At 40.1% G+C, this 14,515-nt stretch carries 12 protein-coding genes; all 12 read right to left on the minus strand.

The window, feature by feature from the left end:
• Window positions 1-52 precede the first annotated feature (52 nt).
• Window positions 53-1,213 carry a hypothetical protein gene (locus tag RFX69_RS05485; RefSeq protein ID WP_289332734.1) on the minus strand — a complete coding sequence of 387 codons (1,161 nt, stop codon included), beginning with the start codon at window positions 1,211-1,213 and terminating at the stop codon, window positions 53-55.
• Window positions 1,206-2,534 (minus strand): TolC family protein, encoded by a 1,329-nt coding sequence (locus RFX69_RS05490; RefSeq protein ID WP_289332733.1) that lies wholly within the window; start codon window positions 2,532-2,534, stop codon window positions 1,206-1,208. Before RFX69_RS05490 ends, RFX69_RS05485 begins: the two co-directional genes overlap by 8 nt.
• On the minus strand, window positions 2,531-4,117 hold the full coding sequence (locus RFX69_RS05495; protein ID WP_289332732.1) for a GH3 auxin-responsive promoter family protein: 1,587 nt from the start codon (window positions 4,115-4,117) through the stop codon (window positions 2,531-2,533). The genes RFX69_RS05490 and RFX69_RS05495 overlap by 4 nt, the downstream gene beginning before the upstream one ends.
• Window positions 4,114-4,902 carry a hypothetical protein gene (locus tag RFX69_RS05500; RefSeq protein WP_075874782.1) on the minus strand — a complete coding sequence of 263 codons (789 nt, stop codon included), beginning with the start codon at window positions 4,900-4,902 and terminating at the stop codon, window positions 4,114-4,116. The genes RFX69_RS05495 and RFX69_RS05500 overlap by 4 nt, the downstream gene beginning before the upstream one ends.
• A 187-nt stretch (window positions 4,903-5,089) precedes the next feature.
• Window positions 5,090-6,637: a DHA2 family efflux MFS transporter permease subunit gene (locus RFX69_RS05505; protein ID WP_001032999.1), complete on the minus strand. Its 1,548-nt coding sequence runs from the start codon at window positions 6,635-6,637 to the stop codon at window positions 5,090-5,092.
• 24 nt (window positions 6,638-6,661) lie between these two features.
• Window positions 6,662-7,723, minus strand: coding sequence for an HlyD family secretion protein (locus RFX69_RS05510; RefSeq protein ID WP_000370767.1), 1,062 nt, complete (start codon window positions 7,721-7,723; stop codon window positions 6,662-6,664).
• A 756-nt stretch (window positions 7,724-8,479) separates the two neighbouring features.
• On the minus strand, window positions 8,480-8,602 hold the full coding sequence (locus RFX69_RS05515) for a hypothetical protein (RefSeq protein ID WP_000737384.1): 123 nt from the start codon (window positions 8,600-8,602) through the stop codon (window positions 8,480-8,482).
• Between the two features lie 166 nt (window positions 8,603-8,768).
• The gene (locus RFX69_RS05520) at window positions 8,769-10,163 is read right to left on the minus strand and encodes a methylenetetrahydrofolate reductase C-terminal domain-containing protein (RefSeq protein ID WP_002067708.1); all 1,395 of its coding nucleotides are present in this window, start codon (window positions 10,161-10,163) and stop codon (window positions 8,769-8,771) included.
• A gap of 73 nt (window positions 10,164-10,236) precedes the next feature.
• Window positions 10,237-11,004 carry an NUDIX domain-containing protein gene (locus tag RFX69_RS05525; RefSeq protein WP_016654065.1) on the minus strand — a complete coding sequence of 256 codons (768 nt, stop codon included), beginning with the start codon at window positions 11,002-11,004 and terminating at the stop codon, window positions 10,237-10,239.
• A 60-nt stretch (window positions 11,005-11,064) separates the two neighbouring features.
• Window positions 11,065-12,558 (minus strand): nicotinate phosphoribosyltransferase, encoded by a 1,494-nt coding sequence (locus tag RFX69_RS05530; RefSeq protein WP_016654064.1) that lies wholly within the window; start codon window positions 12,556-12,558, stop codon window positions 11,065-11,067.
• 11 nt (window positions 12,559-12,569) lie between these two features.
• Complete coding sequence (locus RFX69_RS05535; RefSeq protein WP_001007517.1) at window positions 12,570-13,454, minus strand: phosphoribosyltransferase family protein; 885 nt, start codon at window positions 13,452-13,454, stop codon at window positions 12,570-12,572.
• 181 nt (window positions 13,455-13,635) lie between these two features.
• Entirely contained in the window at window positions 13,636-14,445 is an 810-nt protein-coding gene (locus RFX69_RS05540) for a sulfite exporter TauE/SafE family protein (RefSeq protein ID WP_133239165.1), read from the minus strand.
• Between the last annotated feature and the right edge of the window lie 70 nt (window positions 14,446-14,515).

The raw sequence follows: 14,515 nt of genomic DNA on the forward strand, positions 1-14,515 counted from the left end.
ATATCAAAAACCCACTTTCGTGGGCTTCATTAAAATTACTTCAAGCTTTAAGTTAAATACGTCCAACCTCTAAGTATGGAATCAGCTTTTTATCAAAATTTGGTCGTGGGTCGCCCTCATAACTAATAAAACCATGCATACCCGTTAAACGTTCACCTTTATAGAACTGATTTAACTGATATCGCGGGTCTTTATGGGAAAGCGTAAAACTCACTACGCCAACGCCCTGCTTTTTTGACTGGTTATAGGCATCTTCGAGCATTTTATGGTGTAAAGCCAAATCTTCTGGATGGCACATAAGCGTATGTAGCACATGGTACTGAATAGAGTCACCAAGTTTAGGCAAACGCATGCCTTTGGTAATTGGCGTCAATAAGTTATAGACGGGTCTAAGCACAGCTATGGCCGAGTTATAATTTAGAATCTTGGTCTGCTTAATACTATGCTGATCCCACAAACCAAACATACCCACCAGTTTCTCACCTTTAAAATAAAGTGAAAAGTCCGAGAGTTTTATTCCTGAAAAATACTGATGACCTTGGGCAAGTTCTTCAAAGTTATAGGCTGGAATAAAGTTGTAAAACTCTGCCATGTCGCTAATAAACTGGTTCATGGTTGGTACATGTTCTTCTTCCGCTGTACAAGTATGAATCTCTTGAAGGTTACTCTGCTGAGAATTCTGCTTTAGAAAAGCCGTGATTTTTCTTTTTGCGCCAGTGCTCGTCAGACTAAGTGTCTCTATAAGCCCTTCATCATAATAATCGGGCATTCCCGTTTTGCCTGTTTGGATGGCAGCACGCGCCGCGTGGTTATCATCAAAAATAATCATTTGGCTATAGCTTGGTTCATACATAGTCTGTTTTACATGTTTGCCTAAGACCTTCACCAATGATTTACCCCGATAGCTGTGATCTACCCGTAAATCTCCAGCATAGCGTAAGTTTTGAATGTTCCGATTGATATAACACGGACGGTAACCATTGCTATAACAGGCCACTTTCTTTTGACTCTCGGTATCTTCAATCACGACATGCAATTTATGCCGATAGAGAATGTCAGACGCCCTAAAATAACTCGGTTCACGCTGAAAGCTAATTTGTATACCTTTGGTGGTCATGGGCACCGCAATTAACTCTCGTAAAGCATCGTCATCTGCCAAAGTCGCTTCACGGGTAATGAGTGTGTTAGCAAGTGGTGTATTTGTTTTATTCATTATTCACCTGTTGTGCGGTCTGTGTAGGAACCAAACTATTTAAGCGCCCCATTTGGTCGAGTAGCTGATAAACAAACACCACTTCGTCTTGATCATTCACGGTTTTCTGGGTTTGCGCATCAAGTAGTTTCTGCTCGGTATTAAGCAAATCAAAGGTGGTTTTGGTGCCGACATCAAACTCTTTACGGGTATAGACAAAGGCAATAGACGCTGCCTCTATGGCATTTGCCAATGCATCTTTATTTTGTCGAATGGTTTGAAGCTGCGCATAGGTGGTACGGGTACGCTTGTTCAAGTCTAGCTCAAGACTTCGAATTTTTTGCGTAGCCAAATCTATATCGGCCTGTGCTTTTTTGACATTGGCCCGATTTAAACCATCGTCATAAAGCGGTACATTGAGCTGCACCCCAACCATATAGTTATTACTTTCAGAACCAATATAACTCGCTTCATCTTGCTTTCCGGCACGGCTGGTCAGCATGACCGTTGGCCAGAGTTCTCGTTTAGTTAAAGCGTATTGTTTCTCGGCGGCTTGCTTTTCATATTTAGCCCGCATTAAAGCCGGATGGTTCTTGGTTTGCGCCAATATTTCATCTAGGTTAGCGGGAATAGTAGGTAATTGATTGATTGGAACAAGGTTATCAGGCGTTATACCTGTCACTTGATAAAACTGTGCTTCGCTTACGGTCAAGTTAGATTGCGCCTGTGTAATATCGGCTTGACCTTGTGCGACTTGAGCTAAAACCTGAGCCAAATCTGCACGGGTAATCATACCAACATCAAAACGGCGCTTTGACTCATATAAAGACCGTTGCAGATTTGCCATAGTCTTTTGTCTGAGTTCTAAAATGGCTTTCTTTTTTAATACGTCGGTATAGACCATCACGGTATTTAAAATGGTTTCCGATCTTTGATCTGATAAGCCTTGGTGTTGGGCAGAAAGCTGACTTTCGGCAATATCTATCCCTAAACGGTGTCGCCCAGAGGTATAAATCGGATAATCTGCCTGCAATTGCAAACTTCGGCCTTTACGGTTTCCTTCGGTTGGAAACAAGACGTGTGAAGGCGTATTTATTCTTTCATAGTCAAGTTGCCCGACTAAATTAACTTTGAGTCCATCACGTTGCTTGGCCTGTTCAAGCATAGCGGTGAACTGGTTCACACTTAAACGGCTCACTTCAAGCTGGCTTTCATGTTTTAAACTAGCTGACAAAGCCTCATCTAAAGTCATGGCATGTGTATTCGACACTAACAACACGCCTAGAAACAAGGCGTGTCGAAGTGTTAAAAACCGAGTATTAAATGGCTTCATCCCTTTCATAGTTGTTCCAAACTATTCAGGGTGACTTTTTTGAGTGGCTCAGGCTTGATATTGCCTTCGATAATGCCATCAAACATGACTAGTTTCTTGTACGCATTCCAGCCATTATTGGCTTGGCGAATTTGAGGCTGGTCGAGCTGCCCCAAGTTTCGTGCAAGTTCATAGTGGAAGTTTTGACGTAAGATACTGTCGATATATTCATTGTTAATGCTGTGATGAATTTCACCTTCAAAAAGCACGCAATAAAATGGTTTTACTTGTTGTTGGGTATCAATCGCCAGTAAAGAAATCGCTTTTGACTCGGTTTCGTTTAACTGAGACAACAACTGTTGAGCAGTTTCAGGCGCGAGTTTCTCACCAACCAGATCGACCCCAAAACGGCGGCCTTGGAACTCAAAACACGGAATTTGCTCTATAAAGCCAGTCACTTTTAAGCAATCATCCAGACAGTAACGCAGTAAGCCATTACCCGAAGTCATCAGTGGGCTGACCACGTCACCTTGTTTAAGTTGCCATGAAGGAACGATTTGACCTTGTTTCTCACCCTCTAAATATTCAAACTCATAGAAGTGACTTTGGTATGCGAGCGGGTATTGATCATTATAGGGAATGGTGACTACACCTTCCGTCGCCCATAAGCCTTTACCTTCAAACTGAACATTGGGCAATTTCTCTTTTAATTTTTCGGCCCACGCTTTTGAACCTGCAGTATCCCAACTCGATACTAGACTTAACTTTGGCCAAAGTTTTTTAAAGTCGATCTGTTCGCCGTTTGAACTTGCAATTAAGGCTTGAGCACTTTCAGGGCTATGCGGTGCAGTGACTTCTTTTAAAGAAGCCTGACGACTGCCCCATTTACCACTTTGCAAAACCTCAACCACGTCTTTTTGCAATGCCTCTAAACGTTCAAGTAATTGCAACGCAAACGTTGGACTCCACACCGAAATCATGGCTAAGCTACGGTTTGCGACCAAATAGCAAATGGTGGCAAACAATGCATCGTCAGCATTGGCCGCAAATGCAACGTTACTTGGAACCGCTTGGGTAAACTTAGACAGTATGCGTTTACCTATACCGAGTAGCGCACTGTCATCATTTAAATTTTTATCTTTTAAAACTTCACGCTGACTTTCAGGTAACCATGACACCGACCAATAATGTGTACCCGAACTCAACTGTGGGCATTTGCGGTATAAACTTGCCATCCACGGTGCAATTGCATGGTCAAGTTCATCTAAAAACAGCTTGGTGTATGGAATAAACTTGATTTGTTCACTCGAACCACTGGTCGGCTGGAAACGAACCAGTTTACTGCTCGAGAGTGAAAGCTTTTGTTCACGGTAACGCTGAATGTCTTCTCGCCAAGCGCTATAGCGAGTTGCAGGAAAAGCTTTTACAAACTGCTCATAGCTTTGAACCTTTTTATCTTTGGCCAAAGTAGAGGTCTGTAAAATCGAATGCAAAATTTGACGTTGTGTGGTCTCTAGAGCATTAAACTGTTTTTGGAAGTTACGGTCAGATGCATCACACCATTTTTTTAAAATAAGATGCGAGCCGAGAGTCAACCATTGATTAGATTTCATTGGATAGCCTCTCTACGTTTTGTTTTATGGCTTAACTGCGCTTCAAATTTTCCTTTGCTTGTCGGCTTCGTCATCAGTTTTACAGGGAAACGGGCAATATCTTTCCAACCAAGTCGACCAATACATGGCAGTTCTGTACCGGCTCTCCAAGTTGGATTTTTCTGTTCAAAGAAATGAATATTTGGGTTCTTTTCTCTCATTTCGGCAGTAATCGGTGCGACTTCGCCTTTTAATGGTTGATAGTCATCACCAAAGTTGAGTAAGCCGGCTTCTTTGTCGTAGTATTCGCCAAAGAATTTTTCACAGTAATGTTCAACAACTTCCGAAAGATGTTGGTTTTCATCTTTAATGTTTGGGTAATACACATAATAGTTATTGGCAAGTAAGAGATAAGTCTTATAGCCTTTAGAAATGAGAAGCCAATAAAGTTCATTAAAAGGATATTTAATTCGAAGTTTGATCATGAGTTTGAGCATGGTACTTTGCAATGTACGCGTGCCCCAAAACTTTTTCAAAATGACCGTATCACCACTAAAGAGCACAGTGTAGTCTTTACCGTTTAAGTAGAAATGCTGCACAACTACCGTCGAGAAACCGACAATCTCATCTGTTTCTGAGTCAAAAATTAAGATCGCACCGCTTTTATTTTTAAAATCATCTACGAAAATAGAAAATCTGGTATTTTCATAATACTGCTCGTAAATGGAATACATCACTTTTAATCGTTCAGTATCGATTTGCTCTTTTTCAAAATATTGCCCATAAGTTGCGTTTTTCAGGTTCAATTTTGAAATCAGTTTATATGTTGTATTAATCATAATACTTTAATCTCCCACATCCAGATCTGTGAGTTCCCCTATCTCATACAGCGATATTCGAAACTCATATCAATGTTCTTTTTCTATGAAGGGATATGTTTTGATATGCCCTATTGTTTTCATTCTTTGAAAGCTGCCTTTTATTTCTAAATCGCTACATATTCATTTTCTTCCCCCGATCCATAAATATGGTTAAAAAGGCGGTCACAAACATAATGATTGCGAGCATGCGTAATAAGTCATTGAAACTCGATGTCAGTGCTTGAAAGTGAATGTCACGATAAATCACACTCAGTGCGATTTGCTGGGCATTTGCACCAACTTCCTGATATTGCGCCGTAAGCTGGTCGAGTCTTTCTGTAAATATCCAGTTTTGCGGTGTCATCGACTGATTAATCTGGGTAACATGCATGGCGGTCAGCCAATCTAAGGATGAATTGATAAGTGCTAACCCCACAGCACCGCCGATATTGCGCATGAGGTTATAAATACCGCTGGCATCGGCCACTTTACTGAGTGGCAATGTACTCATAGCCAAATGCGACACCACAATCAGGCAAATCATGAGGCCAATACCACGGTAAATTTGCGGCCAAAACATAAAGTCATAATCACTATGAATGCTGAGGTGCGAATTGAGCCAAACACCAAAACCAGCCAGGACCATTCCAACAAATACGGTTTTGCGGGTATCAAAATTAGGAATGAGCCACGCAAGAAACGGCGCAAAGCAGAACATGACAATACCTGTCACCATCATGACGTGACCAATTTGGCTACTGTTCATTTCACGGACTTGCCCAAGAAAGACAGGAATCATGTAACCCAAGCCATACAGCGCCATACCAATCACAAACGTTGTAATGGCACTTAAGGTAAAGTTTTTATTTTTAAATACCGATAAATCGAGCAAAGGCTTAGGCTGGGTAAAACTTCTAGAGAAGAAGATCATGCCGCCTACAACGCAGACCATAAAAGCAACCCGGACACCTGTATCTGCAAGCCAGTCATGTCGTGCGCCTTCATCAAGAAAATATTCCAGCCCACCCAAAAACATCGCCATACCAACGAGGCTGAACCAGTCCATACTTTTGATGAGTGAATAGTTTGCACGGTCAATATTTGGACCTGAGTAGATGACCGTAGCAATGATAATGCCCGGAATAATATTGATCAGGAACATCCAGTGCCATGAGAAGTTATTGGTGAGCCAACCGCCAATGGTTGGGCCAATTGCTGGACCTAAAGTACTGATCATGCCAAACATGACCAAAGGTAATGAGCGTTTTGGTTCTGGAAAAAGTAAGTACAACGCCGTCATGGAAGTCGGAATCATCCCGCCACCCATAAAGCCTTGAATGCCACGGAACACCAGTAAACTTTCCAAGTTCCATGACAAAGCACAAAGTAAAGAACTCACCGTAAAGCCGATTGCACACATGGTGTAATACACCCGTGTTGAAAGCACTCGCGAGACAATACTCGACATTGGAATCGCAATAATCTCGGCAATTAAATAAACCGTTTGTACCCAAGTGACTTCATAACGGCTTGCACTCATACCAGCTTGAACTTCGTTTAGAGAACTTGCCACGATCTGAATATCAAGAATCGCCATGAAGTTGCCAAAAATCATGGCAGCAAAAATTGCCCATGCAGTTTTTGCGGGAAACCTCCACTCGGCTTCAACATGCTTATTCATTTATGATTACCTAAAATTTTATTATTAAGTTCTTAGGTCAACGGTGGCGCTCACCGACATTCCAGGTTTTATCAAATCAATATGCGGGCTTGAATCTATAGCGATACGTACAGGAATACGCTGTACAACCTTGTTAAAGTTGCCTGTGGCATTGTCTGGTGGCATAAGTGAGAAAGTCGCGCCTGAAGCGGGAGAAAAACTCTCAATTTTTCCGGTAAAGTTGAGGCTCGGATAGGCATCAAGTTTTAATTTAACTTTCTGACCAATATGCATTTTTTCAATTTGAGTTTCTTTGAAGTTCGCCTGTACATACAAACTATTTTCAGGAATGATCGCCATTAAGCGGGTTTGTGGAGAAACACGTGAGCCTTTTTGAATTGCCAGACTACCGATTTTACCGCTTACAGGACTAACCACTTTTGATGAAGCCAAATCGACCTGATACAGGTTTAAGTTTGCATGGGCACTTTGAATATCTGCTAAAAGCTGCGCTCGACTCGCTTGTAAACTCCCCAACTGAGCTTCTGCTGCATTTACGGCGGCTTGCGCTTTGCTGAGCTGTGCCTGAGCCGTTAAATATTGAGACTGAATCCCTTCAAAATTTTGTCGGGTAATTACGCCATCTTTTAATAAATCTTGATAACGCTCGAATTCTTTTTTCAAACGCGCTAGATCTGCTTGTGCTGCCACTACGCCACTATTAGCTTCAATAATTGACGACTTAGCAGACTTTTCATTTTGTTGTTGTACACCAAGCGCTGCTTCTTTTAAGCTGACCACAGAACGGGCTTGGTCATAACGAGCTTGGTAGTCACGATGGTCTAATACCGCTAAAGTTTCCCCTTTTTTTACAAACTGATTATCGTTAATTAATAACTCCATCACTTCGCCTGAAATCTTTGGCATTACCCAAGTGACATCGGCTTGTACATAAGCATTATCAGTAGATTGATAGAATCGGTATACAAAAAAATAATATAAGATGCCAGCAACTAAAAATAACAGTAGGACACTAAAAACACCCCAAGTTATTTTCTTTCGGCTTTGGAAATTAGTATCAGTTTCTAGCTGAGCTACGTTATCCATAATCATTCCGCTTATTTGTAATATTCGATTTTTTATTTAAGCCAATAAAATTATTGGTTTCTTTTTTACGTAACTTTTCACTTGGTTTTATTCAATGAATCGTGACAGCGTAAAATTTGGTGCAAATTATGGTTCTTAAGTGAATTAAATATCATTGACCTCTTTGACATATATTTCTTCTATTTATGTCAATTAATCATATTATATAAACTATGTTTAAAAATTATGTAATTCGAATTTGTCTAAATTTTCTATATAAATTTATTTTAAAGAATCGAATATAAATAATTGTTTTACAAATGAATTACTACTTGGTAGGCATGGTTTTTTAAATTTACTAAATAACCTTTTATTGCAATATTATTAAATATAAGTTTAATTATGTAATATTTAAGTATTATTAATTAAAATAATATGTAATTTCAAAATTGGTTAACAATCTAAATTGTTATAGTTATACGAATAAGATATATAAGCTATAAATATTATATTTCTTTAAATTAACAATAGTAAAACTGACAGAATGTTTAATCTTATAAGTAATGATTATTTAATAAATAAGCTACTAAAATAAGTAAAGTAGCTTATTATTTTTAGATAAAACAAACTTACAAATAAGTTTAAACTTATTATTAAAAGGCGAACAAACCTTTAAAAATAGTAATTTAAGTGGTTTTGTTTATTAATTAAACTCTTAAAAATTTCTTCTAAAGTTATTCCAAATGAAACCCACTCATTGAGTGGGCTTTTTTATTGCTAACCGTTTTGCCTGAGGTGATCTTGGAACTCTTGGTCGTGTATTTTGTCGTAATTAACAGGGTCATAAACACATCCAGTTAAAACAACAATTACAGAAAGTACAGCAACCAATTTTTTCATTGAGACAACCTTCTTTTAACGCAAAATATTCGCTTTAAGTATACTCCTCGGTAGCCATTTTGACTGGACATAATTAAGGCAACTAATTGTTATTTTTAAATTATTGCTGTTATTTAGCCTATCATTTGATTGTTTAACAAGTTCAAATCAAGGGTTAATACAAAACTTAAGCCTCAGTCGCTAAATACCAGTTTTTCCAAGAACTGGTTCCTCTCGTTTCAAGAGGCACCGTTGGAATCAGTTTCTCTTTTAATATTTCGGTTTGTTTAACCGCTTTGGCTAGTCTTGCTTTGACAGAATGAATACATTCACGATCACCAAATTCACAGCGGTCTAAAGTTGTTCCACCACAAGGACCATTGGCTAAGCCTTTTGGACATGTTTCAGGGCAAATATATAAAGTGTCACCTAAACGGCACTGACCACAGCTTTCACAGCCGACTAGGCTATGTTTACTCAGTACTTCCGTTTTAAGTAAGAGTTTGGCGATCAAAGCGTTTTCCCAAAAAGATGCTTTGAAAATAAAACGTCCGACGCCTTTGGCAATTTTTGATCCAAACATTGCTTCATGCATAACATGTAGCTGACGATATTTAATTAATTGTTTAGATGTTGGCTGACGTGAAAAACGAGCAATTTCAGGGGTAAACTCTTTGCCTGTCTTGACTTGCCAAAGTGAACTCCAAAGCTCTTCTAAGGCCTTAAGGTTAAGATGTCTGTATTGCTCGATGTAACTTTCAAGCAGCATTTGCTCTTCTGGCTTATGACAAGCAGATAAATGAATACCCGCAAATCCTAAGTGTTTACATATTAAAATCTGTAAAGCGCAGCGCAAATAAACACGGTCTGTATGCCCTGCCTGTTTTTCCCCTGCCAAGACTTTTAGCATGTGTGGAGTAATCACAATACCCGCAACTTTATGCTTTACCATGAAGTTGGCACGGCCTAAAGTCAGTGGCATGACGCAAGCTAGTATTTGCTGCGAATAATCATGCTTGGTTAAAAATGATTTGGCTTGTTTTAAGGCTTCAATGTCATAGCCCAATTGGGTAATGATAAAGTCAGCACCTGCTTTAATCTTCTTATGCAGTTTTAAATACTGTGCATCACGCTCAGCTTCGACATATTTAAACGGATTAAAAGCAACCCCAATACGAAACCCGCCGTGTTGCTTGGCAGCCATTACGGCGTTTACCGACTCTAGGTAACGACTACGAGGCTGCCCATCTCGTCCATTATGATGTTCTTTGAGTTTGTCGCCTGTAAGCAATAACAAGTTTTGAATATTGGCAGACTTGGCTTGTTCTAAAAAGCGCTCAAAGTCTTGTATGTCTCTCGCTTTACCTGAAAAGTGTAAGACTTTCTCTATTGAGTCAGGGTAACTTTTGCTGGCTTCCAGCGGCGCGATATCATGATCTGAATGTACACGATCTGCCAATGTCATTGCAGCCGGATATCCTGCAAACTCATGTCTTACAGGATAAATTTCATGTAGTGAAGTGAGGTACTCCACCAACACAAAAAACTGGTTTTGCTGGAAGCAGGGAGAAACGTGTGACATAGGCAAAGTGCTGATCAAAACATGACATCAATCATAAGCGCGGCATTATAAATCAAAAGTGCATCAAGATGCGCTAGTCAGAAAGCTCATTGTTTTGCTTATCTTCACCCTCTTTATTTCTAGGTAATTCGAGTGAACGAGGAAATATAAAATCAAAAGAATCGAGTGCATAGCGGTAAAGCTGAGCTGGCCGTTTGCCTACAATTTTACTGTGGTTGGTTTCTTCAACTGCGCCTGCTTCTATCATACGGCGTCTAAACGCTTTTTTATCTAAGGATTGCCCAAGAATAATTTCATAAATAGTCTGTAGCTCAGTAAGTGTAAACAACTCAGGCATGAGACTGGCTGGCAATGCGGTATAGCGAGTTTTATTGGTTAAACGCTCTAAAGCTAAGCTGAGCAGTTCATTATGATCAAACGCCAATGCTAAATCTTTTGCTTTTGCTACAGGCACCCATTCACTGTATTCAGCCAATGCTTGATGTTGATAGGCATTAAAATCAATTAATGCAAAATACAAAATAGTCACGGCCCAGCCACGCGGGTCACGTTTGGCATTGCCCACAGAGGCAACTTGTTCCAAATAAGGTGAACTAATTCCTGTTTTTTCGACAAGCTTACGATAAGCCGTAGCCATCAAATCTTGATCGTGCTTTAAATCGGCAAAACCACCCGGTAAGGCCCATTGGTCTTTGGCTGGAAAGTTGGGTCGCTTAATGAGTAATACCTGCAACTGACCATTAAATACCGAGAAAATAGCCATATCGACCGTGAGTAAAGGTGCGTCATAATCTCGGCGATCATAACTGGCAAGGAATTCTTGTTCAGTTTGAATAGTCACGTTCAGTCTCTCAGTGAAAATGATGAGCCGATACTCATGCAACGGCTCATCTAAACTCAGTTATGCGATGGATAAACGCTCACGTATTTGATCCAAAGTACATTCATATTGAAGTTTACCATTTTCAAAGACTGTTTTTAGTGCTCCGCCTTGTTCTTGTTCGGCTGTTTGCTCATCAAACAAGGTAAAGCCATTTTCACTTTCTTCAATGCGTAACAGACCTTTCGCAGATTTTTTTACGCCGGAGTCAGTAATGGGGTCTTTAAACAACTCTCGGCCTACACCATTCACCTGTCCCCAAGTCGCTTTTACAGCAAACCCAAAGGTATCGCGAGTTAAATAGTTATAGGTAAAGCTGCCTATACCAAACACCAAGTTGTTTGAAGCAAAACCTTTGGCTTCTAATCCTTCTAAAATACGCTGTGCACGGTCTAGAGTAATCGAGTCGCCGTAAATTAAACCAACACGTTCATTGAGTACTTTATAGCCTTGGTCAGTTGTTGTACCACCAAACACTTCCCATAAACATTCAACTGCGCCTTTATATGCTGGGCTACCGACTTCGGCGTCTGGGTCACCACAAATAATTTTAACTGGGTCACCAGAGTCTGGTCGGAAAACCAATTTAGCCAAACCTAAAGCATTGGGTTGTCGCGCCAAAATTTCAGGTTTTAAAGCCACCGTAAATTCTGTAATGACTCGCCAAAAGTCCCAAGTATCAGACACAATACTAACAACACCCGACGGATAAAGCTCGCAAATTAAACGTTTAAATGTTTCTAGCTCACTGTCTTCTGTACCCATACACATCACACTGTGTTCGGTCGCTGGTACAGATACCCCAATCACACCTGTGGCATTGTAATATTCTTCTGCGTAGTCAATTGAAGCAACCGAGTCTGTTCCAATAAAACTGGTTAAGTGGCCTACTCCTGATTGTGCAGCATCATACATTCCACTCATGCCACGGCTACTAAAATCATGTCCTTGCACAGGTACAAAATCGAGTGGTGCGCCAGTTTTTACGGCATATTGAGTTAATAAACGTTTGTACTCATAGGCAATTGTGGCCGTAGTACAGCTTTTCCAAAGTTCAGCACTTAACACAGTTTCAATATAGTTGGTTAGCCAAAAGAAACGCGGGTCGGTATTAATTACGGTAAGCACGGGTACACGCATATTGACGCGACTGCCTTCTGGCAAAGCTTTAATGCGTAATGGTAAATAGCCCAAGTCATGTAATGCTTCAATATGATCGACTGGTACAGCACCTTCACCTAATGAACTATCCATACGGCGTTTATAAGCAGCTACCACTTTGTCTTTAGGTTGCTTAAAAAAGCCTTCATTCCATGTATCAATTAAAAAATGTTTGATAAAACCCTGAAGACCAAAGAACACAACTTTATCATCGAAGTCAGGCAACATTTTTGCGAGTCGAGATGAACGCGGCGTAAAGTTTGCGTACACGTACTCTGTACCTGCTGGATACTGACGTCTGTGATCGGCTTTATAAAAATCGATAGCGTTTAATGGATTAAGTTTAATCGTCATCTTTGTTCTCTTTATTCTGCTGCAAAAGCAATTACTGAAATTTTGTCTGATGGTTGTTGTGGAAAGCTGTCTGAGGTAAACAGTTGATCTAACAGTCCATCAAAAACCTCTGTTCCTTTACTGAAAATACCGTGGGTCACATATAGAACGACCTTATGGCAATTGAGGCGACGCAGTTCTTTGGCAATACCAATAAAGGTTGCACCGCCGTCGCAAATGTCATCGGTAATGACCGCTGTGAGGCCTGATAAATCAGTCGCATGTACATGTGTACCTAAAATTTTGCCAGTCACCGGATCACGTTTTTTATCGCACTGAACAATAGTGATTGGTTGTTTGCGCTCAGAATTAAAAGCATCTGCGACCATTTGTGTACGCGCTTTTGCGCCTTTGTCTGGGCAAACCAGTACTGTTTTTTCATCTTTTAACAATGTGCTTAGCGCTTCACTCTTTGCGATGATGTCGACTGAACTGATGTTTACAACTTCACTAAAAGAAGTATTGGCAGCAAGTAAGGCTGTTGTTACTTCACTATGGCAGTCCCATACAGTGATCTTGCCTTGTTTGCCCGCTTTTTTGTCAGCATTGATGTTGAGTAACTTGGTCATCACATCAAGCGAGAACGCTTGGCCTACTGCACAAATACGGTCCTGACGTGCATATGGAAAATACGGAACTTCTAGGTCAATGGTTAAACCCTGATTCAGCAATATATTTTCAAGTAGCAAATAGTCCATCACATCGTGACTTGAGGTCATTTGCGCGCGGACCAATACGTTGCCAGATAATGAACCTAACGTTGTTTCATCAATTTGAACATGACGCTCGCCACCAGAAAACTGCGTAAATTTCACTGGAATTTCGTTTCTTGCCGCATCTAAAAGCTGGATAGCCATATCATCCTCTTTTTGTCTGATGACCTTCGATGAATATATAGTGGCACAAAGCCACTATATATTTCAAGTCTAATTTTTAAACTTTTTTCAACGCCCTTTAAGACATAAAATTTGCAGTTTTAGAGCATTTAGAAATTCGATATTTAAGAGAGATTATTCTTCAATTAATTGAAATAAAAAGTTAATTTACAAAAAGCATGACGAGTAGAACTATTATTAAAAGTAGCGGATATAACTTTGCCCGCCATAAATCAGGTAGTTTTGAAATAAATTTTTCTGAAAAATATAGTCCGATCCATGTTCCAGCAACCAAGAATAAAGCAGCTTCAAACCAGATTAGTCCGATAAATCCGTTGGGTGTCCATGTAGATTGCCAAAGTGACAATACGCAATAGGTCAGCGTTGCAGTTAAAGACAAAGGCAGCGTGAGAATATTTGCAATAGCGGCAGCCTCTGCCATAGAACTGCCCCGCCGCCGTAATAAAGGAACCGTCATTACACTTCCTCCAACACCTAAAAGTGCTGCAACCCAACCAATAATGCCCCCTTTAATGAGTTCACTGTTTTGACCATAGTGTTGCTTTTGCCTTGAGGTCACTATAAACCCTGGTCGGTAATAACAATCTAGAATGGTTATGAACACATAGCCCATAAATATCCAGCGAAGCCAATTTCCATTAAACAATGAGGCCATTACCGCACCGACAATTCCACCATGTGCAATACCACCCCCTAAAAAGCGGATTTTTTGCCAATCTATATGTCCAGAACGATAGTGTCGAAAAGTTGCAAAACTTGCCGAACACAGCATCACAAAAGCTGATGTAGCTACGGCGATTTGCATGGCATGTATGCCGATATTACTTTCATTACTCCACTTTTGAATAATGACTGTATAAAGCAAAGGTACAGCCACAAAACCGCCGCCAAAACCAAATAACCAAGTGGTTATGCCTGAAAGTAGTCCAAATAAAAATAGCTCATATAGCATCATCATCTTCCTCACGTTTATAGAGGCATGATATAAAATAGCTCTATGGCAAACTAACGTAGAAAAGCCA

It is taken from the genome of Acinetobacter sp. 148 (assembly GCF_031196675.1).
In the GTDB taxonomy this organism is placed as follows: domain Bacteria; phylum Pseudomonadota; class Gammaproteobacteria; order Pseudomonadales; family Moraxellaceae; genus Acinetobacter; species Acinetobacter baumannii.

Coding starts and splice junctions, on each gene's coding strand:
- RFX69_RS05520 (WP_002067708.1), bottom strand. CDS start 10,163: ATGTCACACGTTTCTCCCTGCTTCCAGCAAAACCAGTTTTTTGTGTTG.
- RFX69_RS05535 (WP_001007517.1), bottom strand. CDS start 13,454: ATGGCTATCCAGCTTTTAGATGCGGCAAGAAACGAAATTCCAGTGAAA.
- RFX69_RS05515 (WP_000737384.1), bottom strand. CDS start 8,602: ATGAAAAAATTGGTTGCTGTACTTTCTGTAATTGTTGTTTTAACTGGA.
- RFX69_RS05505 (WP_001032999.1), bottom strand. CDS start 6,637: ATGAATAAGCATGTTGAAGCCGAGTGGAGGTTTCCCGCAAAAACTGCA.
- RFX69_RS05485 (WP_289332734.1), bottom strand. CDS start 1,213: ATGAATAAAACAAATACACCACTTGCTAACACACTCATTACCCGTGAA.
- RFX69_RS05540 (WP_133239165.1), bottom strand. CDS start 14,445: ATGCTATATGAGCTATTTTTATTTGGACTACTTTCAGGCATAACCACT.
- RFX69_RS05530 (WP_016654064.1), bottom strand. CDS start 12,558: ATGACGATTAAACTTAATCCATTAAACGCTATCGATTTTTATAAAGCC.
- RFX69_RS05495 (WP_289332732.1), bottom strand. CDS start 4,117: ATGAAATCTAATCAATGGTTGACTCTCGGCTCGCATCTTATTTTAAAA.
- RFX69_RS05490 (WP_289332733.1), bottom strand. CDS start 2,534: ATGAAAGGGATGAAGCCATTTAATACTCGGTTTTTAACACTTCGACAC.
- RFX69_RS05510 (WP_000370767.1), bottom strand. CDS start 7,723: ATGGATAACGTAGCTCAGCTAGAAACTGATACTAATTTCCAAAGCCGA.